Annotated in this window: 18 protein-coding genes and 1 pseudogene; 8 read left to right on the top strand and 11 right to left on the bottom strand. The window is 68.0% G+C overall.

The genetic code is table 11. From position 1 onward, the window contains the following. Positions 1 to 65: 65 nt before the first annotated feature. Positions 66 to 1,601 carry a molybdopterin-dependent oxidoreductase gene (locus N415_RS12515; protein WP_068181755.1) on the top strand — a complete coding sequence of 512 codons (1,536 nt, stop codon included), beginning with the start codon at positions 66 to 68 and terminating at the stop codon, positions 1,599 to 1,601. Position 1,602: 1 nt separating this feature from the next. Here the strand turns inward: N415_RS12515 and N415_RS12510 are convergent, their stop codons facing one another. The 4 genes and pseudogenes from N415_RS12510 to N415_RS33370 form a co-directional block, all read right to left on the bottom strand. Then, positions 1,603 to 1,803: a hypothetical protein gene (locus N415_RS12510; RefSeq protein WP_068101948.1), complete on the bottom strand. Its 201-nt coding sequence runs from the start codon at positions 1,801 to 1,803 to the stop codon at positions 1,603 to 1,605. 23 nt (positions 1,804 to 1,826) lie between these two features. After that, positions 1,827 to 5,048 (bottom strand): adenylate/guanylate cyclase domain-containing protein, encoded by a 3,222-nt coding sequence (locus tag N415_RS12505; protein WP_081665215.1) that lies wholly within the window; start codon positions 5,046 to 5,048, stop codon positions 1,827 to 1,829. After that, positions 5,035 to 6,402, bottom strand: a complete 1,368-nt coding sequence (locus tag N415_RS30625) for an AarF/ABC1/UbiB kinase family protein (RefSeq protein ID WP_081665216.1) — start codon at positions 6,400 to 6,402, stop codon at positions 5,035 to 5,037. The genes N415_RS12505 and N415_RS30625 overlap by 14 nt, the downstream gene beginning before the upstream one ends. A 2,010-nt stretch (positions 6,403 to 8,412) precedes the next feature. Further along, positions 8,413 to 9,636: pseudogene (locus N415_RS33370) on the bottom strand (adenylate/guanylate cyclase domain-containing protein); the annotation flags it as partial. Between the two features lie 171 nt (positions 9,637 to 9,807). On the opposite strand from N415_RS33370, the gene N415_RS12495 reads away from it, so the two are divergent. After that, on the top strand, positions 9,808 to 11,046 hold the full coding sequence (locus N415_RS12495; RefSeq protein ID WP_068181750.1) for a cytochrome P450: 1,239 nt from the start codon (positions 9,808 to 9,810) through the stop codon (positions 11,044 to 11,046). A 99-nt stretch (positions 11,047 to 11,145) separates the two neighbouring features. Further along, positions 11,146 to 11,838, top strand: coding sequence for a PE family protein (locus N415_RS12490; protein WP_068181747.1), 693 nt, complete (start codon positions 11,146 to 11,148; stop codon positions 11,836 to 11,838). 43 nt (positions 11,839 to 11,881) lie between these two features. Here the strand turns inward: N415_RS12490 and N415_RS12485 are convergent, their stop codons facing one another. Continuing rightward, a complete protein-coding gene (locus N415_RS12485) occupies positions 11,882 to 12,130 on the bottom strand; it encodes a hypothetical protein (protein WP_068181745.1) in 249 nt (82 codons plus the stop codon). Positions 12,131 to 12,167: 37 nt separating this feature from the next. Beyond that, the gene (locus N415_RS12480; protein WP_343203458.1) at positions 12,168 to 15,248 is read right to left on the bottom strand and encodes an adenylate/guanylate cyclase domain-containing protein; all 3,081 of its coding nucleotides are present in this window, start codon (positions 15,246 to 15,248) and stop codon (positions 12,168 to 12,170) included. A 191-nt stretch (positions 15,249 to 15,439) separates the two neighbouring features. Here N415_RS12480 and N415_RS12475 point away from each other — a divergent pair, with 191 nt between their 5' ends. The 5 genes from N415_RS12475 (at position 15,440) to N415_RS12455 (ending at position 20,291) form a co-directional block, all read left to right on the top strand. Further along, positions 15,440 to 15,703, top strand: coding sequence for an antitoxin (locus N415_RS12475; protein ID WP_068181743.1), 264 nt, complete (start codon positions 15,440 to 15,442; stop codon positions 15,701 to 15,703). Beyond that, positions 15,700 to 16,095 (top strand): type II toxin-antitoxin system VapC family toxin, encoded by a 396-nt coding sequence (locus N415_RS12470; RefSeq protein WP_068181740.1) that lies wholly within the window; start codon positions 15,700 to 15,702, stop codon positions 16,093 to 16,095. The genes N415_RS12475 and N415_RS12470 overlap by 4 nt, the downstream gene beginning before the upstream one ends. Before the next feature lie 67 nt (positions 16,096 to 16,162). Beyond that, positions 16,163 to 17,353: an amidohydrolase family protein gene (locus tag N415_RS12465; protein ID WP_068181739.1), complete on the top strand. Its 1,191-nt coding sequence runs from the start codon at positions 16,163 to 16,165 to the stop codon at positions 17,351 to 17,353. Between the two features lie 11 nt (positions 17,354 to 17,364). Continuing rightward, entirely contained in the window at positions 17,365 to 19,086 is a 1,722-nt protein-coding gene (locus tag N415_RS12460) for an amidohydrolase family protein (protein ID WP_068181736.1), read from the top strand. After that, positions 19,083 to 20,291 carry a cytochrome P450 gene (locus N415_RS12455; protein WP_068181732.1) on the top strand — a complete coding sequence of 403 codons (1,209 nt, stop codon included), beginning with the start codon at positions 19,083 to 19,085 and terminating at the stop codon, positions 20,289 to 20,291. The genes N415_RS12460 and N415_RS12455 overlap by 4 nt, the downstream gene beginning before the upstream one ends. On the opposite strand, the gene N415_RS12450 is transcribed toward N415_RS12455, so the two are convergent. From N415_RS12450 to N415_RS12430, 5 genes are all read right to left on the bottom strand, one after another. Further along, positions 20,278 to 20,805 (bottom strand): TetR-like C-terminal domain-containing protein, encoded by a 528-nt coding sequence (locus N415_RS12450; RefSeq protein ID WP_239645524.1) that lies wholly within the window; start codon positions 20,803 to 20,805, stop codon positions 20,278 to 20,280. The two genes, N415_RS12455 and N415_RS12450, sit on opposite strands and share 14 nt — an antisense overlap. 66 nt (positions 20,806 to 20,871) lie before the next feature. Continuing rightward, positions 20,872 to 21,987: a bifunctional RNase H/acid phosphatase gene (locus N415_RS12445; RefSeq protein ID WP_068181724.1), complete on the bottom strand. Its 1,116-nt coding sequence runs from the start codon at positions 21,985 to 21,987 to the stop codon at positions 20,872 to 20,874. Next, on the bottom strand, positions 21,984 to 22,721 hold the full coding sequence (locus N415_RS12440; protein WP_068181722.1) for a zinc ribbon domain-containing protein: 738 nt from the start codon (positions 22,719 to 22,721) through the stop codon (positions 21,984 to 21,986). The genes N415_RS12445 and N415_RS12440 overlap by 4 nt, the downstream gene beginning before the upstream one ends. Next, complete coding sequence (locus N415_RS12435; RefSeq protein WP_068181719.1) at positions 22,711 to 23,880, bottom strand: Nif3-like dinuclear metal center hexameric protein; 1,170 nt, start codon at positions 23,878 to 23,880, stop codon at positions 22,711 to 22,713. The genes N415_RS12440 and N415_RS12435 overlap by 11 nt, the downstream gene beginning before the upstream one ends. Continuing rightward, positions 23,877 to 24,560: aminotransferase class I/II-fold pyridoxal phosphate-dependent enzyme (locus tag N415_RS12430; protein WP_152531347.1), on the bottom strand; the 684-nt coding region annotated here is incomplete at its 5' end. The genes N415_RS12430 and N415_RS12435, both read right to left, overlap by 4 nt.

Below are 24,560 nucleotides of genomic sequence, written 5' to 3'. Positions count from 1 at the left end.
TTTTCCTGCACGGCAAGGTGTTTGCGGGGCCCAATCGGGGCGGTGAACGCGGGTAGAGTGGCTCGATGGCCGTCGCCCCGTCGAATGAGCGGATGATCGCGGGCGTCGCCGCTGCGTCTGTCTCGCTCGGAGTGGCCCAGCTGGTAGGCATCCCATTCGGCGCGCAGGCCGACGCGCGTGCCGCGATCGGCGCGGTGGCCGTCGACGTGACACCGGGGCCCGTCAAAGAGTGGGCGATTCAGACCCTCGGCTCCCTGGACAAGCCCTTCGTCGCCGTCGTCGTGCTCGTGGCGATCGCCACGATCGCCGCCATCGCGGGGAGCTTCGAGACTGCGCGCCGCCCCATCGGGAGCGTCACGATCGCAGCGGCGGGCGTCCTCGGATGCCTCGCGGTCTTGTCGCGGCCGGGCGCGACGGCCGTCGACACGATCCCGACGCTCGCCGGCGCCGCCTGCGGCGTGGCGACCCTTCGTTTGCTGACCCGTCGGATCCGGTCGGGGTCGGACGGCGGGGCCACCGACGACCCGGACGCGGGCAGGCGCAGGCTGGTCATGCTGGGGCTGCTCGGATTCGGAGTGGTGGGCGGCGTGGCGGGTGCGGTCGTCACGCGGTTGGTGCATTCGGTGGCCGCCGACCGCACCGGCTTTGCGCTTCCCCGCCCGCGCACGCCGGCGCCACCGATACCCGCCGACGTGCAACCGAACGGCGTTGCGCTGCCGAGCTTTATCACGCCCAGCGCCGACTTCTACCGGGTGGACACAGCACTGACCGTTCCCCAGCTCAGCCACGGCGACTGGCGGCTGCGCGTCCACGGCATGGTGGACCGCGAAACCACCTATAGTTTCGACGACCTGGCCCGCTTCGACGTCGTCGAAACGGTGACGACGCTAACCTGCGTATCGAATCCCGTTGGCGGAAACCTGATTTCGACCGGCGTCTGGACCGGCTACCGGGTGGCCGATCTGCTTGCCGCGGCCGGGGTGCACGCGGACGCCGACATGGTGCTCTCGACGTCGATCGACGGGTTCACCGCGGGCACGCCCGTTCAGGCGCTCACCGACGGCCGCGCGGCACTGCTGGCGGTGGGCCTGAACGGTCAGCCGCTCCCGATCGAGCACGGCTACCCGGCCCGGCTGGTGGTACCCGGGCTCTACGGCTACGTGTCGGCGACCAAATGGGTCGTCGACGTGGAGCTGACCCGCTTCGACAGGGCGAAGGCGTACTGGACGCGGCAGGGCTGGGCGCCGCGCGCGCCCATCAAGACCGAGTCGCGAATCGATGTGCCGAAGGATGGTCAGCAGGTGCCCGTGGGCCCCGTGGTCTTCGGCGGTGTCGCGTGGGCACAGAATCGCGGCGTGCGGGCGGTCGAGGTCCTCATCGACGACGGGGTCTGGCAGGCCGCCGAGCAGGGCGCCAGTTATTCCAACGACACGTGGCGGTTGTGGCGCTTTCCGTGGCAGGCGAAAAGCCCTGGGAAGCACACCATCTCCGTGCGCGCCACCGACAACACCGGCGCCACCCAGACGGCCGATCGGGTCGGTAGCGTCCCGGACGGCGCCACCGGCTGGCACACGGTGGACTTCACCGTCGTGCAGGCGTGAACTATTTTGCCGAAAGCTTGCGCCAGCTGAACACCACGATCGCGAGGCCGACCAGCACCGTGATGGGCCCGATGATCGACCAGGTCGTCGTGTTGCTCATCGGGCTACCGAGGAGCACGCCAAAACCCTGCAGCGCCCAGATCAGACCGAACAGCGCGACAATCACCCCGAACGCGAGCGTAACGACGAAAGTCCTTCGCATAGGGGCAGGCTACGCCGGTGCACTCATCGCATAGCGTCGGCCGTCGCAATGTGCCCGTCGAAGCCGAACGTCGTCGCCAGATCGCGGTAGCGACCCACGGACTCGCGATATGCCCCCTCATGGCCGCGGGCGCGCGCCACCAGCGCCCGCATGCGCAGCAAAGCGAGTTCGTTGACGACGAAGCCCGGCTCGACCGGCGTGGCCGCCAGCCGGTCGATCACTGTTTGCGCCTCGTCCACGTCGGTGTCGTTGCCGCGCAACAACAGAGCGGAAACGAGCGCGGCACTGGCGGCGCCGCGCACCAGCATCTCTCCGGATTCGGTCAGCTCGTTCACCGTCGCGCGGGCAATCGCGATAGCGTCGTGGACGTCGCCGGCGGCGGCCTTCAACTCGGCGATGCGAATGTCGGCCATCGCCACACCGAGCAGGTTGCGCTGTCGCAGCTGGGCCTCGCGTCCTTCGCGCAGCACGTCCAACCCGGTGTGCGTATCCGCCGGCGCCGCGTGGGTCAACAGCAGCCCGTGGGCCACCTGCGCGAGCGCGACGGCAACGTCCTCCCCGGACCTTTCGGCGTTGCCGAGCACGTCGGCCGTTTCGGCCAGTGCGGCGGCATCCGGCAACAGCAAGCCGTTCGTGACGGCGACGGTGTAGCCGTAGGTGATCACGATTACGAGACCGGAGGGCCCCCGCAGGCCTTGCTGTATCGAGATGGCGCGTTTGAAGTCGGCGCGCCAGGACCGCTGACCGAGCGCCGCGCGGGCATGCGCGCGGTAGATGAGCGCGACCGCCAGCGGAGATCCCAGCCCGGATACGTTGCCCTTCGAGCCGTCTTCGCCGACCAGCTCGATCACTCGCTGCGCCACGCGCAGCGCCTCGGCCGCTTCGCCCACATGGAGCTTGGCGAACATCGCCGCGGACATCACCGCGAAGTGGTTCATCTGGTCGTCCGCCGAATCGAACAGGGCGATCTGCTCCGACGCCAGCCGGGCCGATTCGTGATGGCGATTGGCGGAGGTCAACGACAACATCACGCCGGACAGGCTGGCCACCAGCCAGACCCGGTTGCCCGATGCGGTGCACAACTCACGCAGGTCCGCGAATCCGGTCTCCTCGGCGGTACCGCCCACCCGCCACGTGCTGTAGCACAGCATCGTCCTGGGGTGGATCTGCAGCGCGACGCGCTCTGGGAGCTCCGAAGGTAGCGCGTCTGCGACTGTGCGGGCCCGCTCCCAGCTGCGCCGCGCAGCGACGATATCCCTGGCCATCAACCACGCGCCGGCCCGCATGTGCTGCGCGTAGGCGCCGAGCGAATCGCCGGCGGCCTCCAGATGTTCGGCTATCAACGCGGCGTTCTCGTCGGCCGATCCCGGATCGTGTGCTCCCATCGCCGCGGCCAACCGGCGATGCAGCGCGGCGCGGTCGGACTTCAATTGCGATTCATAGGCCACCGCGCGGATGAGGGGATGGCGAAACGCGTACTCGATGCGCGGCGCCGCAGCCACTTGCTCCATGAGGTCGGCCTCGATCAGCGGGGCGACTTGCGGTCCGTCCACAACGCCGGCCAACAGGTCGGCGTCGAGCCGCGATCCGATCACCGCTGCGGCGTTCAGGGTTCGTTTTGCCCTGACATCAAGGCGGTCGATGCGGGCCGCGAGCGTCGCATACAGGCTCGCCGGAACCGTCACGTCGGCGATGTCGCTGGCGCTGCGGTAGCCGCCGCGCTCGCCCTCGAGGACACCGCGTTCGGCGAGGTCGCGCACCATCTCCTGGGCGAAGAACGGGTTGCCTCCGGCACGCTCGGAAATCAGCGCCTTGATGGCCGTAACCGACGGATCCGGCCCCAACAGCTGACCCAGCAATGCGCCGGTCTCTGCGCCACTGAGCGGGGCGAGTGAAATGGTCTGCGCACCAGGCGCATCGAACAACGGTCCGATGTATTCGGGGCGGTAGGTGATCAACACCGCGGAGGGCGTCTGGCGAACGACGCTCAGGAGCTCACCGAACATCGACTCGCTGACGCGGTCGATCCAGTGTGCGTCTTCGACGACGTACAGCGCCGCTGTGGTTTGCGCCAGCCATGCCGAGCGGAGTAGGGCGGTCAGCCGTCGTCGCCGCGCGTCGGGGTCGACGTCCGGGAGCGTTGCCTCAGGGTCCCGTATGCCTAGCAGGTCGTCCAACAGCAGCAGATCTTCGGCGTCGCCGGTGGGAATGCGATCACGCACACGCGTCCGCGCCTTCGCGCTGTCGATGTCGTTGAGTCCCAGGCGACTCCGCAGCAGGCCCGTCACCGCGTGGAACGGCACGTCGCTGGTGTGGGACTCGCAGTAGGTGACGAACACCTCCGCACCGAGGTTGCCGGCCAACGCGGCCGACTCGGCGACGATGCGGCTCTTGCCCATTCCCGGCGAGCCAAGGACGCCGATCACTCGTCCCGCACCGCCGAAGGACTCCTTGAAGATTTCACCGATGGTGCTCAGCTCCCATGTTCGCCCTACCAGCGTCGGGTCGTTTCGCCGGCCGTGCCGGTGCTCGAGGACGCCGACCAAGCGGCACGCGGCCACCGAAGCGCCGGCGCCCTTGATACGCACCATCTCCGGCGCGGCGAGCACCACGGCGTCCTCAACCAGCCGGGCAGTGGACAGGCTCAGCATCACACCACCGGGAGGCGCGGCCGACTCCATCCGCTGGGCCATCCCCACCTGCTCACCGATCGCCGTGTAACCCATTGCGCTCGAACCGATCTCACCCGCGATCACCTGGCCGGAGTTGAGGCCCACGCGCATCCGCAAGTTCACGCCGTCGCGGCGGCCGATGTCGTCGGCGAGGCCGGCAACCGCCTCCTGGATCCCCAGTCCCGCCAGGCAGGCTCGGAAAGCGTGGTTTTCCAACGCAATTGGCGCTCCGAACACGGCCATGATGCCGTCGCCGGTGAACTTGTCCACAGTCCCGCCGTAGCGCCGCACCACTACCCCACAGCGGTCAACGAGTTCTGCCATGATCTCACGCAGACGCTCGGTACCCACGCGCGCTGCGATCTGCATCGATCCGACCACGTCGGCGAACAGAACGGTGACTTGCTTGTACTCGGCGCGGGTCTCGGCGTCGCCGACCGGTGAACCGCAACTATGGCAAAACCGCGCGTTCGCCAGACGCTCGGTGCCACATGTCCGGCACGCCGATGCGGTGGGCGACCGATCATTGGCGGCTTCCGCGAAACGCGGCGCGTCGGCACTAGGCGTGGTCATGGGCTTCCAGTCCGCACGGCAGCCCGCGTTGACGTACCCAGGCATGGTGACGCTTGCCCAGCGGCGTCACCGGTTCGGCGACGCCATCGAGGTCGTCATAGATTGACCGGGCATCGAGGGTGGCCCCCAGCGCGGCGAAGAGTGTGTTCATGCCCAACGTCAGTCTCGGGAAGAAGACGAAATCGCCGGGAATCGATAGGCGCCGAGCAGGATGATCCGCAGAGCGAGCATCAACCAGTCCCCGGGTTACCCGCATCGAGCCGTCGTGGGTATACGTGACCGGCTGCGGTGCTAGCAGCTCATGCAGAATCTCTGCCCACCACTCGTACGCCTCGTCGGCCGTGAGTGTGGAGTCGCCGGCCAGGAAACCGGTTTGGATCATCAGGTCGCGCAGTTCGTGTTTCCGCCCCTCGACCGCGGCACGAGCCATCCCGACGAAGCTGCGGCGCTGACGCTCGGACAGGACCTTGACGCAGCCGAAATCGACGAATCCGACCCGCCCGTCGGTGCCGAAACGATAGTTGCCTGGGTGAGGATCGGCCTGAAACAGATTCGCGTGCCGGAACGAGCCGGCCATGAATCGCGAGATGGCCTCTGCCCAGGCATTTTTCAGGTCTTGGTCGGCCTGTCGCGCCGATGACCAGTCCAATCCGTCGAGGTATGTCATGGTGAGCACCCGGTCACCGGACGCCTCGCCAATGACCTCGGGTACCCGGATGAAGGGATGACCGCGGTAGAGCTCGCTGAATGCGGTGATATTTGAGGCTTCGTGGCGGTAGTCCACTTCTTCGGCGATGCGCGTCGCGATCTCGCGTGTTGCAGGCCGCAGATCGGGCATCGTGGCACCCGCGGCCGACGAGAGGAATCGCAGGACGGTTGTCAACAGTTCGTGGTTCGCCAGATCGTCACGGATCGCTTCTGCCGCACCGGGATACTGAATCTTGACGGCCACCTCGCGACCGTCACGCAGCACCGCACGATGCACCTGCCCGATGGATGCCGCCGCGATTGGTTCATTGGTGAATCGCGAAAATACCTCCTCTACCCGTCGGCCCAGATCGGTGAACACGATGTCTTTGGCGAGGTCGGGGTCCATCGGCGGCGCATCGGCCTGCAACCGCGCCAGCGCGGCCTGGTACGGCCAAAACGCGCCGCCGACCGAATTCGCGTCGAACATGGAGAGAATCTGCCCGACCTTCATCAGCACGCCCTTGGAGTGCCCAAGCAGCTGCGAGTACCCCTCGGCGGTCCGTTCGTGGAAACGCGCGACGGCCCCAGCGTCGCCCGTCTTCTCGCGCAGCCCCGCCACAATCCGTCCTCCCGCCGCGCGCGCAGTGAATCCCGCTAGCGGCATGGTTCGGCGGATTCGGCCGCGCGGTATCTCGCCTCTCGTGGTCGGCGTCGCGAACCTTCTTGGCGGAGAATCGACCTCAAGTGAGGTCATCGCTTCGGCCATTGCCATGTGGCCCTCAAATCCGAGCGACGTTGCCAAGGCGCCGTAGCGCTGCACCAAGTCACGGTAGCCGATTTCGTCCCCGCGAGCCCGCGCCACCAGCGCCCGCAGTCTGAGCAGCCAGATCTCGCGGAGCACCACTCCCCCGCCCGCGGGGCCGGTCGCCAATCGGTCGATTGCGCTCCGGGCTTCGTCTATGTCGGCGTCTGCCCCGCCGGCCAGCAGCGTGTCGACCAGAACGCTGGTGGCCCAGGTAAAGTAGCCGCGCTGCCCCCTGAAGTACAAGTCGTCCACCGCTTTACGCATCAGCGGCAGAGCGCCGTCGCGATCTCCACCCGCAGCCCTGTCGCGTGCCGCATACACCTCAAGGATCGGGAGCTCGGACATGTAAAAGCGCTCCCGCAGACACATCTCACGGACCTCCGCCAGCACCGACGATCCCCGCTCACGCTCCGTCTGCGAATCCCGGTGCGCCAGTGCGATCCCCATAGTCATGCGCGTCAGGCCCAGCGCAATGTCGTCGCTGGATCGCTCGGCGACTCGCAGCGCCTCGCCGATATTTGCGAGCGCGGAGTCGTCGGCCAGCATGATCCCCATTGCTATCGCGGAGGCGTATGTCACGCTCACGACGTAGCCGTACACCATTGGATCGGCCCCCCATCCCATGGCGACGGCCTGGTCGAAGTCGTCTCGCCACCCGGAATGGCCCTCAGCCCAGCGGGCGGTGCCGCGGACCGCCAGGGCGCCGGCCACCAAAGGCTCGACGAGAGGGTTGTTTTGGGCCGCGTCGATCGCAGCCTGTGACCAACGCAGCACGTCGTCGATATGCCCGGCTTCCAGCGTGGTCGGGAGCGCCACGAAGGACAGCAGAATGGTGAGCGTCGGATCGCCTATCGACTCCACCAGGGTCATGTACTCGGATGCCAGCTGCGCGGCTTCTCGCACCCGCCCGCGCAGCATCAGCATCGGAAGCTGGCCGGCCATACCGAAGGCCAAAGACCCCTTATCGTCGGCCGCCTCGCACAGCTCCTGCAGTTCCTCGAAGCGTGCCTCAGCATCGGGCGCACGCACCCGGCCGGCGTTGGCGCACAACATCGCACGTGGCGCTATGCGCGCCGCGGTGCGGTGGTCGTCGTCGGTCCGTAGTGCGTCGGCGAGGTCCCGTGCCCGCGCCCAGCACCGGTCGGCCGCGACGACATCCCGCTGGGACAGCCACATCCCGGCGCGCATGTGCCACCCATAGGCCCCAGCGACGTCGCCCGCGGCCTCCAGATGTTCGGCGATCAGCGCTGCGTTCTGGTCCAGCGAGGCCGGGTCACGTGCCTCGATTACTCGCGCCAGGCGCCGGTGCAACTCAGCGCGATCGGATTTGAGCTGTGATTCGTAGGCCACGGCGTGGATCAACGGGTGGTGGAACACGTACTCCCCACCCCGCATGTCGCTCGCCTGATCGATCAGCTTGGACTTGACCGGCTCATCAACGGCCGGCTGCACCTCCAGCGCGGTGAGTAGGTCGCTGTCGAATCGCGACCCGATCACGGCCGCGGCGCTCACGCACCGCTTGGCCGCCGGGTCCAAGCGGTCTATGCGGGCGGCGATGGTCGCCTGCAACGTCGCGGGCACATTGACGTCCGCGACAGCCGTACGGCAGACATAAGCGCCCGGGTCTCCGACGAGCACCTCGCGCTCTGTCAGGTCGCGAACGATCTCCTCGGCGAAGAACGGGTTTCCCGACGCGCGATCGGCGACGATCGTGGTCAGCTCGGTTACGGATGAATCACTGCCCAGCAGCTCAGTGATCAGCGCCGTGGAGTCTGGATCGCTCAGGGGTGCAAGGGAAATCGTTCGTGCGTCGGCTGTGCGGGTCAATGCTCCCCGGTATTCCGGGCGGTGAGTAATCACCACCATGATGGAAGTCTGCGATACCACCGACAGGAATTCCGCCAGCATCGACTCGCTGGCGTCGTCCAACCACTGGCCATCTTCGATGACGAAGACCGCCGGCGTGGAGCGGGCCAGCCAGGCGCCGTTCACGAGTGCCGCCAGTCGCCTCCGGCGGGCATCCGGGTCGATGCGAGGGGCCGCGACGTCAGGGTCGGCGATGCCCAGCAGGTCGTCGAGCAGCAGCAAGTCCTCGGCATCGGCGCCGGGAAACCGGGCGCGCACCTGAACGCGGGCGTCGGCGCCGTCGATGTCACCTATCCCGATGGCCGCGCGCAATAGCTGCGAAACGACGTGAAGGGGGATCTCGCTGGCGAGTGACTCGCAGAAAGTCCAGATAACGTCGACACCGCGGGCGCGGGCGATCGCGGCAGCCTCGCGCACCAGGCGGCTCTTGCCGATTCCGGCGTCCCCGACCACCCCAACGACCACGCCGTGACCGCTCATCGAGCGGTCGAGCAGCTCGGTGAGGGCGCTGATTTGCTGTTGGCGCCCCACCAGGGTCGATCGTCCGCGATCGAGGGGACCCCGTGCCGTCATCCCGACAAGACGGCGCATGGGTACCGGAACGTCGGCGCCCTTGATGCTTACCATCTCCCGCTCGCTGAGCATCGCAACATGCTTGACCAGACGGGCGGTTGACTCGCTGACGACGACACCACCGGGCGAGGCGGCGGATTCCATCCGCTGTGCCATGCCGACTTGCTCGCCGATGGTGGTGTAACCGAGCCGCCCGGAACCGATTTCGCCGGCGATCACCTGACCGGAATTGAGGCCCACCCGCAATTGCAGACTCACACCGTCGCGGTAGTGGACCTCGGCGGCCAACCGGACGGTCTCGTCTTGGATGGCAAGCGCCGCGCGACAGGCACGAATCGCGTGGTCTTCCAACGCAATTGGGGCGCCGAACACCGCCATGATGCCGTCGCCGGTGAACTTGTCCACGGTCCCGCCGTAGCGCCGCACCACTGCCCCACAGCGGTCAACGAGTTCGGCCATGATCTCACGCAGACGCTCGGCGCCCACCCGCGCTGCGATCTGCATCGATCCGACCACGTCGGCGAACAGAACCGTGACTTGCTTGTACTCCGCCTGCGTCCCGGTGCCGCCGACCGGTGAACCGCAACCATGGCAAAACCGGGCATTCTCCAGAGGCTGGGCCCCGCACGTCCGGCATGCCGCTCCGGTCGCCATCCGACCCTCCGCTGTCCCGGGCCCCCCAGCGTTTGCAGTGGTCCTCACAGAATAGGTGGTTGGGACACACCCGCGAGAGGAACTGAGGTAGTCCACTACGCGTGTGATGCGCTCCCCCGCCCCCAAGACTTCGTGGTGAAAGCACGACACCGACGACCTCTGGGGAACACCATGACCATCGCGGTTGATGCGCCGATCTGCCCGAGCGTGTTCGAGGCGGGCCTCCCGAGGATCAACTACGAGCACTGCCAGAGCCCGGACGAGGCGCACGAAATCCTCCGGGCAGCGCGACGCCAGGCGCCGATCGCCGTCAGCCCGCACGGGCCGGAGCTGCTGACCTACGAACTGGTCAGAAGCGTGCTGCGCGACCCCCGATTCCGGATGCCTCAGGGCATGTTCCTGGCCTCACAAGGCATCACCAGTGGCCCGTTGTGGGAGCGGGTGGCAGCCAGCCTGATCAGCCTCGACGGGCCCGAACACCAACGGCTGCGACGACTGGTCTCCCAAGCCTTCACACCGCGCGCCACCGCACGGCTGCGCACGACGATCGTCGATGTGATCACCGAACTGGTGGACCGCTACGCCGCTACGGGACGCTGCGAGGTGGTCGGCGACATCGCTCGGCAATATCCGATCCCGATCATCTGCGCGCTGCTGGGCGCGCCGGCGGAGGATTGGCAGCTCTTCTCGGACTGGACCGACGACATCTTCAAGGCCTTCAGCTGGGACGTCGCCGCCCACGAGCGGACCATCCTGACCGCGTGGGAGGATCTCGACGCCTACATCGACGACATGGTCGCCCAGCGGCGCCACCGGCTGACCGACGACCTGATCTCCGAGCTCATCCGGGCCGAGGACGACGGCGATCACCTCAGCGCCGACGAACTACGGATGCTGGCGGCCGGCCTGCTGATCGCCGGCACCGACACCACCCGCAACCAGCTGGCGGCCTCGGTGCAGGCGTTGTGCGAGCACCCCGGCCAGTGGGAGCTGCTGGCCCAGAATCCCGAGCTCGCCAACAAGGCCGTCGAAGAGACGATGCGCCACTCACCGATCGCGGCCGCCACGCTGCGCACAGCGCGCGAGGACGTCGAAATCGCCGGATTCATGATCTCGGCCGGCACGCTGGTCATCGCCAACACCGCCGCCGCGAACCGCGATCCCGCCGTGTACGACGAACCCGACCGCCTCGACATCACCCGCGACGGCGCCCCGCCAATGCAAACGTTCGGCGCCGGCATGCACTACTGCCTGGGCGCCAACCTGGCCCGACTTGAGCTGGCCGAAGCACTCGCGATCATGACCCGGCGCATGCCCAACGCCCGCCTCGCCGGTCCGGCCCCATGGAAGCCCCTCAGCGGGCTGAGCGGACCCATATCACTGCCGATCGAATTCGAGCCCGGGCATTAAATGCGAATTTGTCCCGGCTATAACGCCTCGTTGTTACGATTCGACTTTCGCTGATCGCTGGCGGCCGGTGTCACCGGCCCTGCGAGAGGGGACAAGATTATGTCGCTGCTCAGCATCGCGCTGGACGTAATTTCGGCCGCGAGTGGGAATTTGCAGAGTTTGGGCGCTGAATTGAATCGCGCGAATGCGGCCGCGGCGAGCCAAACGACCGCGATCGCGGCACCCGCGGCTGATGAGGTGTCGGCGGCGATTACCTCATTGTTTGGCGCGCACGCCCAGGAATTCCAAGCCTTGAATGCGCGGGCCGCAGCCTTCCATGCCGCGTTTGTGAACCTGTTGAGCGGCGGGGCCGCGCAATATGTGAGCACCGAGGCGGCCAACGTCCAGCAAGCTTTGACAAGCTTGTTCAATGCGCCGGCCACCGGTCATTCTGCCGCGGTTCCCGCCGGCGCGCCGCTGCCTGGCCCTTCCACCCAGACGTATGAGTTGGGCCCCATCGGGACGACGGTGACCTCGACAACCATTCCTCTTGCTACCCCCGGCACCTCCCGAACGGACTACTACGGAAGCGTCAACCTAAACACTCCATTCGGCAATGTGCCGGTGACGTCGTTCCACGGCACGACCGTCGACACCGTCCAAGGCGCGTTCGCGCAGAACGGATATGTCAACACTCCGCTTGGCCCCGTCGGGGGATCGATGACCGTCGATGAAAGGAACGGCGGAATATTGGAGCCCACCCACGCGTCGGTGACCGTATTCGGGTACACCTTCGGGGATCCGGGCTATTAGGAGCCGTTCGACTTCGTCTTGGTCTGATCGATTTCGTCGCTCGCTATCGCACGGTTCGGATGACGAACGCGTCGATGCTCTCGTCGTAACCGACCGTCTCGTCCACGAACAGTTCCCCTACCGTGTGGCCGTCCTCGGCAACCGCGATAAAGCGCGCTTCTTCCTCGTCGTATGTCACCGACCCTTGCACGAACACCGCCGCCACCTCGTGCCCGTCGGCTCCGAAAACGACAAGCTTCAACCCTCCGGCTTCCTTGACGTACTGCGCCGCTTCGGCACGTGTCTTGGCCATCGCAGGGATTCCTTTCTGCCGGTGCTGTGGTCAATGCTTACGGCATCGCCTCGGCCCACTTCATCTGGCCCTCGAAGCCCAGCGATGTTGCCATGGCGCGGTAGCGGTCGCGACTGTCGTGGTAGGCGGCCTCGTTTCCGCGGGCACGGGCCAGCAGCGCACGAAGTCGCAGCAACGTGATCTCGTGCACGACGAAGCCGGGATCGGTCGGCACGGCCGCCAACTTGCCAATCGCGCTGTCGGCCTCATCGAGATCGCCGTCACCGCCACGTTGCAGCAGCGCCTCCACGAGGACACTGGTGGCCAGCGCGGTCCAGATGCACCCGCCGGAGTTGAACAAATCGTCGGCGACGACGCGGGCCAATTCGATGGCGCCGTCGATATCGCCGGTCCGCGCCTTTTCCCGGGCGACGTGGGCGTCGATCAACGGCAGGTTGGTTATGGCGAACCGGTTGTTCGCGGCCCGCTCTCGCACTTTGGCGAGCAACTCGAAGCCAAGTTCGCGCGCGGGGCCGTCCTGATACGACAGGGCGAGGCCATGAACTCCTCGAGCCAGGTCGAGGGCGAGATCGTCACCCGATTGCTGTGCCATCGACAGGAATTCCGCGGTGTCGCGCAGGGCAGTCGCATCCACTACCAACACCCCGTACGGGATGGCGTGCACGTAGGTGAACCACATGACGCCCCCATGAGTCCCGGGGTCAGTCATGAGCGCGCGAGCCGTTGCGATGCTCTGATCGAAGTCATCTTTCCAGTCGGCGATGCCTAGGCACCATCGGGCAAGGCCGCGCATGGTGGTCGCGTTCGTCAAGGGAGATTCGAAGATCAGGCTGCCTTTGCCGGTATCGCCCTCGGCGAGATCGATTACGAGTTGGGCGAACCGCAGCACGTCGGCCATTTCGGCGGTTTCGTTTTTGGCAATCATCGCGGTGAAGGACAGCGCCACCGTCAAGGTGGGATCGTCGATTGCCTCCAGCAGTTGGACAAGTTCGTCGGCAAGTTGCGACGCCTCGCGACGCTGCGCCTTCATCACCCGCCACGTCAGCAGCCCGGCCATCCCAATCGCTAGCGAGCGCCGATCGGCTGCGGCTTCGCTTAGCTCGCGCAGCTCCTCGAAGCCCGTGTCGGCACCACTACCGCCGATCCGATATGCGGTCGCACACAACAGCGTCCGGGGGGCGATACGCATAGTCAAGCGATCACGGTCGTCGAGCGGTAGCTGATCGGCGACCTGGCGCGCCCGCCGCCAACTCGTCTGCGCCGCACCCATATCACGGAAGGCCGACCACGTGCCGGCACGCATGTGCCAGTCGAAGGCCGCATGCAAATCCCCTGCTGCCTCAAGGTGTTCGGCGATGAGTGCCGCGTTCTCGTCCGCCGATCCACGCGCTTCGACCGATGCAGCGAGCCGTCGATGTGACTGCGCGCGAACGGATTTGAGTTGGGATTCGTAGGCAACCGTGCGGATCAGCGGATGGCGAAACGCGTAATCGGGATTGGGCGTGAACCTGACCTGAGTGACAAGTTCTGCCTCGATCAGCGGCACCACGTCTACGTCGGGGACCAGTTCGGCCAGCAGCTCGGTGCCGAAGCGTGCCCCGATGACCGCCGCGGCATTCAAAGTCTGTTTTGCTGACGCCGCGAGGCGATCTATGCGCGCGCCAATCGTGGCTTGCAGCGTGGCCGGTACGTCGACGTCTGCGACGTCACCGCGCCGCTGGTAGGCGCCGGGCCGGCCTTGCAGCACGCCGCGTTCGGCCAGATCGCGAACCATCTCCTCGACGAAGAACGGGTTTCCGGCCGCCCGTCCGGCGATATGCGAGGCCAGTCCGCCCGTCGACGAATCAGCGCCGAGTAGCTCCGCAGTTAACGCCTGGGTGTGCGCATCGCTCAACGGCCGCAAGGCAATCGATTGAGCACCGGGGATGCGGCTGAGCGCACCCTGATATTCCGGACGGTAGGTGATCAGTACCAGCGACGGGATCTGTGGCACCACGGCCAGGAAGTCGGCCAGCATCGACTCGCTGATTTCGTCGATCCAGTGCGCATCCTCGATGACGTACACCGCCGCTTCGGGCCGGTCCAGTGCGCCGGCATTGACCAGCGCCGTCAGTCGCCGGCGGCGCGCATCGGCGGCGATATCGGGCAGCGGCATCGCTCCATCGCGGATTCCCAGCAGGTCGTCCATCAAGAGCACGTCTTCCGGGTCCGCCTGAGGAAACCGGTCACGAATGTGCTTGCGTGCGGTTTCGGCGCCGAGTTCTTCGACTCCGAGTGCTGAGCGCAGCATCCTGGCCACCACGTGGAACGAGATGTCACTGGTATGCGACTCGCAGTAGGTGCCGAACACCGGCACACCGCGAAGGCCCGCGAGCGCGGCTGTCTCCCGCACCAGCCTGCTCTTGCCAATGCCCGCCGGCCCCACGATGTTGACGATGCAGCCCGTACCGGCGATCGCCTCTTCGAAAATCCCGCTGAGGGTGGTGAATTCCCAGGCACGCCCGACCAGTTTCGATTCGGTACGACGATGCGGCTTATGTTCACCGACGGCCAACAAGCGCCTGGCGATCACAGTGTTGCCGCCTTTGATCTGCACTGGCTCGGGCTCGCCGAGGACGACGGCGCTGCCGACCAATTTGGCCGTCGAATCGCTCAGCATCACCCCGTCCGGCGGTGCCACCGACTCCATCCGCTGGGCCATGCCGACCTGCTCACCAATGGCGGTGTATCCGAACCGTGCCGAACCGAGCTCACCGGCGATCACCTGGCCGGAATTGAGGCCCACCCTCAGTCGCAGGTCCACCTCGTCACGGTTACGAATGTGGACGGCGAGCGTCTGCGCCGCTTCCTGAAGACCCAAGGCAGCCAGACAGGCGCGAACGGCGTGGTCCTCCAACGCTATCGGCGCACCGAACACGGCCATGATTCCATCGCCGGTGAACTTGTCCACCGTGCCGCCGTAGCGCTGCACCACGGTCACCGCGCTATCGACTAAGTCCGCCATGATTTCCCGCAGGCGCTCCGCGCCCAGCGCCGCGGCGATATCCATCGAATGCACGACGTCGGCAAACAGGACCGTCACCTGCTTGTACTCCGCGGACTGCGCGGGCCGAGCCACCGCCGCGCCGCACTCACAGCAGAACTTGGCGGCCGCGGCCAGCGCGGTGCCGCACGCCCCACACGACAGTCCCACCCTCGTCAGGGCACCGCGACCGTCGTTCTCCACCCGAATATCGTGTCATCCCTGGTCAAGGGGCCTCTCGCAGCGAAGACGCGGCGCCAGCAGTATGAGTCATTTATACTCATACCATGAGTAAGCGGCTGCAGGTTCTTCTCGACGCGGACGAGTGGGACGAGCTGCAGAAAATCGCCCGCCGGCATCGCACAACTGTCTCGGAATGGGTGCGCCGCACCCTGCGCGAGGCCCGGGAACGGGAGCCAACCGGCGATCTCGACACCAAGTTGCGGGCCGTCCGAACCGCCGCGCGTCATGAGTTTCCGGCGCCTGGCATTGAGCAAATGCTCGAGGAGACCGAACGCGGATACCTGGAGCCTCCTGAAGCTAACCAGTGATCTTCGTCGACACCAACATCCCCATGTACTTGGTGGGCGCCTCACGCCCACACAAGCTGAATGCGCAACGTCTGCTGGAATCCGCACTGTCGGCGGGCAACAGGCTTGTCACCGACGCCGAAGTGCTACAGGAAATCTGTCACCGATATGTGGCGATCGAGCGTCGCGAGGCGATCCAGCCGGCCTTTAACGTGATCCTCGGGGTGGTGGACGAGGTGCTGCCGATCGGGCACGCCGATGTCGAGCTCGCCAAGGACACACTGTTGCGCTATCAAGGCCTCTCGGCGAGGGATGCATTGCACATCGCCATCATGACCCGGAACCACATCGCTCAACTGATGAGCTTCGACCGCGGCTTCGACGCATATCCGGGCATCACGCGACTCGATTAGCCGCAACTTTGCTTTCATTGCATAGATAGCATTGACAGCGCCGGAAAACCGACGATAGTCATCAGGTATGGCGCTGCTGCCAGACCCTGATCCCCGGCAGCGACAGCACGTCGTGATCTCGGTGGACGACCACGTCATCGAGCCGCCCGATCTGTTCATCGGCCGGCTGCCCGCGGCGCTGTCCGACCGCGCCCCGAAGGTCGTCGAGACCGACGACGGGCGCCAGGTGTGGCGCTACGAGGGCCGCGAGTATCCCAACATCGGCCTTAACGCGGTGATCGGACGGCCCCGCGAGGAATGGAGCATGGAAGCCGCCCGGTTCGACGAAATGCGGCGCGGCTGTTGGGATGTCGACGCCCGGATCGCCGATATGGACCTCGCCGGTATCTGGGCATCGCTGAACTTCCCGTCGCTGATCGCCGGGTTCGCCGGCACCGTCTTCTGGAATAGCGACGACCTGGAGCTGGGCCTGGCCACCCTGCGGGCCTGGAACGACTGGCACCTCGAGGCGTGGGCCGGTGCCTACCCCGACCGGATCATCCCGCTGCAGCTGCCGTGGCTGGCCGACCCCCAACTCGCGCCCGAGGAGGTCCGCCGTAACGCCGCGCGCGGCTTCAAGGCCGTGAGCTTCCCCGAGCTGCCGGCCCAATGCGGGATTCCAAGCCTGCACAGCGGCGCGTGGGATCCGTTCTTCGCCGCCTGCGAGGAGACCGGCACCGTGGTGTGCCTGCACACCGGCTCCGCGCAGTGGGCGCCAATCCCCGCCCCGGACACGCCTTTTGAAACCATCACGACCCTGTTCCCGGTGAACGGTCTGGTCGCGTGCGCCGACATGCTGTGGTCGGGCATCCCGGTGCGGTTCCCGGGGCTCAACATCACGCTGGCCGAGGGCGGTCTCGGCTGGGCGGCCATGCTCGGCGACCGCGCCGATTACGTTCTGGCGCATTCAGCTTCGGGCCACGAGGGCGGGGCGTGGAAGAGCGACCTGCTGCCCAGCGAGGTGCTGCGGCGCAACTTCTGGTTCTGCTCGATCGACGACCCGCACGCGTTCGGCGCGCTCGACGCGATCGGGGCCGACCGCATCCTCGTCGAAAGCGACTACCCGCACGCCGACTCGACGTGGCCCGACACCCAAGAGGTGGTGGCGCGCAACGTCGCCGGCCTGTCGGCGGAGGACGCGGCCCGGATCACCCATCGCAACGCCGCACAGTTGTTCGGCCACCCGCTGCCCGACGACGGGTGGCTCGCCAGAACGTAGGAGGCCCGCACGTGCTTGACTTGTTGATCCGCGACGCCGAGATCGTCGACGGCACCGGCGCGCCCGCCCGCCACGGCGACGTCGGCGTCAGCAACGGGCGCATCGTCGCCGTCGGTGACGTCGACGACATGGCCACCAAAACCGTTGACGCCCAAGGACAGACACTCGCGCCCGGGTTCGTCGACCTGCACACTCACTACGACGCGCAGCTGTTCTGGGACCCGACCGCAAGCCCGTCGGTGCAGCACGGCGTCACGACCGTCTTCGGCGGCAACTGCGGCTTCACGCTGGCGCCCGCGGCACCCGACCAACACGACTACCTCACCCGGATGCTGGCGCGGGTCGAGGGAATGCCGCTGGACGCGCTGCGGGCCGGCCTCGACTGGGGCTGGGCATCGTTCGGCGACTGGCTGGCCCGCCTGGACGGCCACACCGCGGTCAATGCCGGTTTCCTCGTCGGCCATTCGGCGCTGCGGCTGGCCGCGATGGGCGCCGACGCCGTGGGCGGCGAGGCCACACCGGAACACATCGACAAGATGGTCGCGGTGTTGCACGAAGCGCTGGGCGCCGGCGCGCTCGGGCTGTCGACCTCGCAGTCGCCCACCCACAACGACGGTGCCGGGCAACCGGTTCCGTCGCGCAGCGCTTCGCGCGACGAGCTGGTGACACTCGCGGGCGCACTCCGCGACCATCCGGGCACCACACTGGAGGCCATCATCCCCGGCTGCCTGTCCGGCTTCACCGACGACGACATCGCGCTGCTGACCGACATGTCGGTGGCCGCGGACCGCCCGCTGAACTGGAACCTGCTCGGCGTCTCGGCGGCCAACCCGACCGGGCACGAAAAGCAGTTGCGCGCCTTCGACGCCTCGGCCCGACGCGGCGGCCGGGTGGTGGCGCTGACCCTGCCGCAGGCCATGAAGATCCGGCTTTCGTTCCTGTCCGGCTTCGTGCTCGACGGGCTGCCCGGCTGGCGCGACACGATGCACCTGCCGGTGCCCGAACGGCTTGTTGCGCTTGCCGATCCGCAGGTGCGCCGCCGCCTCGCCGAGGGCGCCGCGTCCAAGGAGGCCGGCATGCTGCGCGGCCTGGCGCAATGGGACCGACTCGTCATCGTCGAGACGTTCGCCCCCGAGAACGCCGACGCGACCGGCCGCAGCGTCGGGGCGATCGCCGCCGACCGGGGTGGCGAGCCCTTCGACACGCTGCTGGACATCGTGATCGCCGACGAGCTGCGCACCGGCCTGTCCCCGCCGCTGACCGGTGACGACGCGGCCGACTGGCGGGAGCGCGCCGAAGTGTGGCACCACCCGGGCGCGGTGATCGGCGGCTCGGACGCGGGCGCCCACCTCGACATGATGTGCGGCGCCATCTACACGACGTCGCTGCTGGGCCGGGGCGTCCGCGAGCATCAGGTCGTGACGCTCGAGGAGGCCGTCCGGCTGATCACCGACGTGCCGGCCCGGTTCTACGGTCTGACCGAACGCGGCCGCATCGAGCCTGGCTGGCACGCCGACCTGGTGCTGTTCGACCCGGCCACGGTCGACCATGGGCCCGAACGCACCCGCTACGACCTGCCCGCCGGCGCGCCGCGGCTGGTCGCCGACGCCTACGGGATCACCTCGGTGCTGGTCGGTGGCGTCGAGGTGTGCCGCGACGGCGCCGCGACCGGCGCCCTGCCCGGCACCGTGTTGCGGTCCGGACGCGACACCGAGACGGTCAAAGCCTCGTGACGACCCAGGGTTTCGACCCCGTCGAGCTGCAGGGCGGGCTGCTCCTGCAGGTCGAGAACGTGCACGAGCGGCTGCGCGACGCCCGCGAACGGCACCGGGTGATGATCGGCAACCCCTTCGCCGAGATCAGCTCCGTACAGGTCGGCGACCTCGGGGTGACGGTGCTGGGGTACGAGGAGTGCCAGACGGTGCTCACCCACCCCGACACCTTCTCGTCGTCGATCTACGACCAGATCATGGGCCCGGTCATGGGCGTCACGCTGCTCGAACTCGAGGGCGCCGAGCACCGGGCCAGCCGGGCGCTTGTATCGCCGTCGTTCCGCACGGCGCTGCTGGAACGCTGGCGCACCGAGCTCGTGGAGGTGGTCGTCCACGAGCTCATCGACCGGTTCGCGCCGCGCGGGCGGGCCGAGCTGGCCCGCGAGTTCACCTTCGCGTTTCCGGTCCAAGTCATCGCCCGGATCATGGGCCTGCCGCGGCAGGACTACCCGCGCTTCCAGCGGCTGTCGATCGAGTTGCTCAACGTGGTCTACGACTGGGAACGCGGGCTCGCCGCGTCGGCGGAGCTGAAGGCCTACCTCGCGGAGATCCTCGCCGAACGGCGGCGCCGCCCGCAGGACGACCTGATCAGCACGCTGGCGGAGTCCGAGATCGACGGCGCCCGTCTGACCGACGACGAGATCTTCGCGTTCCTGCTGCTGATCCTGCCCGCCGGCGTCGAGACGACCTACCGCGCCTCGGGCAACCTGCTGGTGGCGCTGCTCACGGAGCCGGACCTGCTGGCGGAGCTGCGGGCCGATCGCGGCATGCTGCGCGGCGCCTTCGAGGAGGCGCTGCGCTGGGAGCCACCGATCACCACGGTGGTACGACGGGCGGTCCGGGACTGCGAGCTCGGCGGGATCGCGATCCCGGCGGGGGCGACCGTCAGCGTCAGCGTCGCCGCCGCCAACCGCGACCCGGCACGCTACCCGGACCCGGACCGCTTCGACCCCACCCGCAAGAACATCGCCCACCTGACGTTCGGGGGCGGACCGCACCTGTGCCTGGGCATGCACCTGGCGCGGATGGAGGGGACGGTGGCCATCGGCGCGCTGCTCGACCGACTGGGAGACCTGGGGTTGGACCCGACCGCCCCGGCACCGCACGTCGTGGGCGTCGCGTTTCGCTCGCCGGCCGCGCTGCCGGTCGAGTTCACTCCCGCTTGACCAGCGCGTGCCAGGCCATGTCGGCGATCGCGTCGCAGTAGCGATCGTCGATAGGCAAATCGGAGTAAAGGACGCGAACGTTCAGCGGCGCCAGCATGATTTGCACAGCCGCCAGGGTGTTCACCCCGGCACGCAGTTCGCCGCGTTCCCTCGCCCGGTCGATGACCGCGCGCAAGGCGTTAAAGCGTGCCTGCCACACCAGCATTCGGGTTTCTTCGTCGTGATGGCCGGGACGTTCCATGACGAGCGCCCGCGTGAAGGCGCGGCCCTCCTCGGAGTTGAGCCGCGCGATCGCTCTGCGCGCGAACGCCAGCAGGTCTGAACGCAACGAACCGGTGTCCGGTACCGCACTGAAGGCCTCGGCGTCGGCGAGGGCCGCATCGACGATGAGTCGCTGCCGGCTGCCCCAGTAGCGGTAGACCATCGCGGGATCGAGGTGATGGCGCTCCGCCATCGCCTCGATGCTGAACCGCTCCACACCCCAGCGGACAAGCTCATCGAGCGCCGCCGGCATCACCCGCGCCCGGACATCGGCGGGAACGGGCTCATCGAGTGGCTGAGACGGCTGCATCCTCGCCCCCTACAAGTAGGCGGTCTGGTTCACCAGCCGCACCGACGAAGCCCCATCCGAATAGAACTCTGCGATGCTCAGCGAGGCCAGGTCAAGATGCAGCCGGTAAAGGATCCCCGGCCCCGCGTCCAGCGCCAGCCGCAGCAGCATCTTGATCGGCGTCACGTGGGACACCACCAGCACCGTCGCACCCTGGTGTGCTTCGATGACCCGGTCGCGCACCCGCAGCACGCGGTCGAGCACCGCGTCGAAGCTTTCCCCGCCCGGCGGTGTCGTGCCGGTGTCGCGCAGCCACCGCCGGTGCAGTTCCGGATCGCGTTCGGCCGCTTCGGCGAACGTCAGGCCCTCCCACGCCCCGAAATCCGTTTCGATCAGGTCGTCATCGACCGCGACGTCCAGCCCGAGCGCCTTGGCGGCCGCCGCCGCGGTCTCGTAGGCCCGTTGCAGCGGCGAGGAGATCACCGCGGCGATCCCGCCACGCTCCGCCATGTAGCGCGCCGCGGCCCCGGCCTGCTGGCGCCCCACCTCCGTCAGCGCCGGGTTGCCGCGCCCCGAGTAGCGGCGCTCCACCGACAGTTCGGTCTGCCCGTGCCGCAGCAACAGCAGTCGGGTCGGCGTGCCCCGCGCCCCGGTCCAGCCGGGCGACGTCCTGGCCTCGGCCGCAACGCTTTTCGTCGGCTCGGCAACCGGCGGCTCGGGTTCGGTCAGGTCTTCGTCGATGCCCGCCGCGGCGTCCATCGCCTCGTTGGCCAACCGGTCGGCGTGCGAGTTCTGGGCCCGGGGCACCCAGGCGTAGGAGACCCGGTCGAACCGCGACGCCAGCTTTCGCGCCTGCGCGTGCAGCTCGATCAGGTCGGGATGCTTGACCTTCCACCGCCCGGACATCTGCTCGACCACCAGCTTGGAGTCCAAGAAGGCCTCGACCTCGGTGGCCCCCATTTGCAGGGCGTCGTCCAAACCGGCTATCAGGCCTCGATATTCGGCGACGTTGTTGGTCGCGACGCCGATGGCCTGCTTCGTCTCGGCCAGCACGGTCGAGCGGTCCGCGGTGCGCACCACCGCGCCGTACCCGGCGGGTCCGGGGTTGCCGCGCGACCCGCCGTCGGCTTCGACGACGACCTTCACTGGTCGAACCCCTTGACCCGCAACAGGATCGCGCCGCACTCCGGGCAGCGCACCAGCTCGTCCTCCGGGGCGGCCGAGATGCGGGACAGTTCGCCGCGGCCGATCTCGATCCGGCAGGCGCCGCACCGATGCCCGAGCAACGGCCCGGCGCCCGGCCCTCCCCTGGCGCGCTGCCGCTCGTACATGGCGGACAGCGCGGGATCCAGTTCCGCGGACAGGGTGTCGCGTCGCGACGAACGAGCCTGGCGGGCCTCGTCGATCTCGGCAATCGCGGCGTCGAGCGCCTCTTGGGCGCTGGCCAGTTCGGACTGCAGAGCCTCGACCGCGCGCTGCTCGCCGTCCAGCTGGGCCTGCAACTCCTCGCGGCGTTCCATTACCTCCAGCAGCGAGTCCTCGAGACTGGTTTGACGCCGAAGCAGGGTCTCGAGCTCGTGCTGCAGATCCGACAATTGCTTGGCGTCCGTGGCACCGGATTTGAGCATCGAGCGATCCCGGTCCTCGCGTTGCCGCACCGCCTCGATCTCCGACTCGAACCGCGACACCTGGGCGTCCAAGTCTTCCAGCGCAATTCGCAGCGCACCCAGCCGATCGGCGGCGGCGGTGTGGTCGGCCCGGATCCGCTCCACGGCCTCCTGCTCGGGCAGATGGCTGGCCTGGTGTGCGATGCGGGACAGCTCGGCGTCCAGTTTCGACAACTCGAGTAGCGAAAGTTGCTGTGCGACCTCAGCTTTCATGGCTGTTCTCCCCGTCTTTCCCCGTCTCTCCCGTCTCGGCCACCTGCCCCAGCGTCCAAGGGTCGGTGCGGATGGTGCACACCCGAACGGGTAGCGCCTCCCCGAAGCGGGACCGCAGTATGCCGGCGGCCTGCTCGCACCAGGGGAATTCGCTGGCCCAGTGTGCCACGTCGACCAGGGCCACGTCCGAGGCCCGGCGATGCTCGTCGGCGGGATGGTGGCGCAGATCGGCGGTCACATAAGCCTGCACGTCCGCGCGGGCCGCGGCGGCCAGCAGCGAATCCCCGGCGCCGCCGCACACGGCGACCCGCGACACCTGAGCATCGGGGTCCCCGGACGCACGCACGCCCCACGAGGTCCGCGGCAGCGCGGCGCCGACACGGGAGACGAAGCTGCGCAAGGATTCCGGTCGTGCCAGCGTGCCGATCCGGCCCAGCCCCGCGTCGCTGGGCGGGGGCACCAGAGCGAAGATGTCGAACGCGGGCTCCTCGTACGGATGGGCGCCGCGCATCGCCGCCAAGACCGCTGCCCGGGCCCGCGCCGGTGCGACCACCTCGAACCGCTCCTCGGGCACCCGCTCGACGGGGCCGACGCTGCCGATCGCCGGCGAGGCCCCCTCGTGCGGCAGGAACTGTCCGATGCCGCTCACGCTCCAACTGCAGTGCGAATAGTCGCCGATGTGGCCGGCGCCGGCCTCGAACACGGCCTCGCGCACCGCCTCCGCGTTCTCCGTCGGCACGTACACGACCCACTTGTCCAGATTGCCCGCGGCCGCGAGCGGTTCGAGCACGGCCTCGACGGTGAGCCCGAGGGCCTCGGCGAGCGCGTCGGACACCCCGGGCGAGGCGGAGTCGGCGTTGGTGTGCGCGGTGAACAGCGATCGCCCGCTGCGGATCAGGCGGTGCACGAGCGCGCCCTTCGGCGTGCTGGCCGCCACGGTGTCGACCCCGCGCAACAGCAACGGGTGATGCGCCAGCAGCAGTCCGCCGTCGGGAACTTCGTCGACGACGGCCGGCGTCGCGTCGACAGCGACGGTCACTGAGCCCAGCGCGTCATCGGGGTCGCCGCACACCAGCCCGACCGAATCCCACGATTGCGCGAGATCCGGCGGGTATGCCTCGTCGAGCACCTCGATCACGTCGGCCAGCCGGACGCTCACCGCAGCGCCTCCGCGATGGCCTGGATCAGCAGCGGCCAGTCCCGTCGCACCGCCGCCCGCAGGTACCGGCCGTCCAGGCCGACGAAGGTGTCACACCGGCGAATGGCAATGCCCTTGCGCTCCAAGTCGGTTCGTATCCGGTCGCCGTCGGGCAGGCGGAACAGCACGAACGGGCCCCGGCCGTCGACCACGTCGGCGCCCACCGACGCCAGGCCGGTCACCATCTCGGCGCGTAACTCCGCCAACCGCAGCGCACCGGCCGCGGCATCGGCGACGGCCCGCGGCTCACAGCAGGCCGCGATGGCCGTCAGCTGCAGGGTCCCCACCGGCCAGTGCGCGCGCTGCGCGGTCAGCCGCGCCAACAGCTCCGGCGCGCCCAGCGCGTAGCCCACCCGCAACCCGGCCAGCGCCCACGTCTTGGTCAGGCTGCGCAGCACCAGCACGTCGGGCAGCGCGTCGCCGGCCAGCGACTCGGGCTCACCGGGAACCGAATCGGCGAACGCCTCGTCGACCACCAGGATCCGGCCGGGCCGGCGCAGTGCGAGCAGTTGCGCGCGGGTGTGCAGCACCGAGGTGGGGTTCGTCGGGTTGCCCACCACGACGAGGTCCGCGTCGTCGGGCACCAACGCACCGTCCAGGCGGAACGGGGGCTCCAGCAGGACGTGCCGCACCGGCACCCC

Source organism: Mycobacterium sp. UM_CSW, from assembly GCF_000455205.1.
In the GTDB taxonomy this organism is placed as follows: domain Bacteria; phylum Actinomycetota; class Actinomycetes; order Mycobacteriales; family Mycobacteriaceae; genus Mycobacterium.
This window is presented reverse-complemented; position numbering and strand designations above follow the sequence as displayed.

Bases quoted from the DNA above. Each gene is read 5' to 3' on its own strand.
- N415_RS12515 (WP_068181755.1), top strand. From the start codon at position 66: ATGGCCGTCGCCCCGTCGAATGAGCGGATGATCGCGGGCGTCGCCGCT.
- N415_RS12510 (WP_068101948.1), bottom strand. From the start codon at position 1,803: ATGCGAAGGACTTTCGTCGTTACGCTCGCGTTCGGGGTGATTGTCGCG.
- N415_RS12505 (WP_081665215.1), bottom strand. From the start codon at position 5,048: ATGACCACGCCTAGTGCCGACGCGCCGCGTTTCGCGGAAGCCGCCAAT.
- N415_RS30625 (WP_081665216.1), bottom strand. From the start codon at position 6,402: ATGCCGCTAGCGGGATTCACTGCGCGCGCGGCGGGAGGACGGATTGTG.
- N415_RS12495 (WP_068181750.1), top strand. From the start codon at position 9,808: ATGACCATCGCGGTTGATGCGCCGATCTGCCCGAGCGTGTTCGAGGCG.
- N415_RS12490 (WP_068181747.1), top strand. From the start codon at position 11,146: ATGTCGCTGCTCAGCATCGCGCTGGACGTAATTTCGGCCGCGAGTGGG.
- N415_RS12485 (WP_068181745.1), bottom strand. From the start codon at position 12,130: ATGGCCAAGACACGTGCCGAAGCGGCGCAGTACGTCAAGGAAGCCGGA.
- N415_RS12475 (WP_068181743.1), top strand. From the start codon at position 15,440: ATGAGTAAGCGGCTGCAGGTTCTTCTCGACGCGGACGAGTGGGACGAG.
- N415_RS12465 (WP_068181739.1), top strand. From the start codon at position 16,163: ATGGCGCTGCTGCCAGACCCTGATCCCCGGCAGCGACAGCACGTCGTG.
- N415_RS12450 (WP_239645524.1), bottom strand. From the start codon at position 20,805: ATGCCGGCGGCGCTCGATGAGCTTGTCCGCTGGGGTGTGGAGCGGTTC.
- N415_RS12440 (WP_068181722.1), bottom strand. From the start codon at position 22,721: ATGAAAGCTGAGGTCGCACAGCAACTTTCGCTACTCGAGTTGTCGAAA.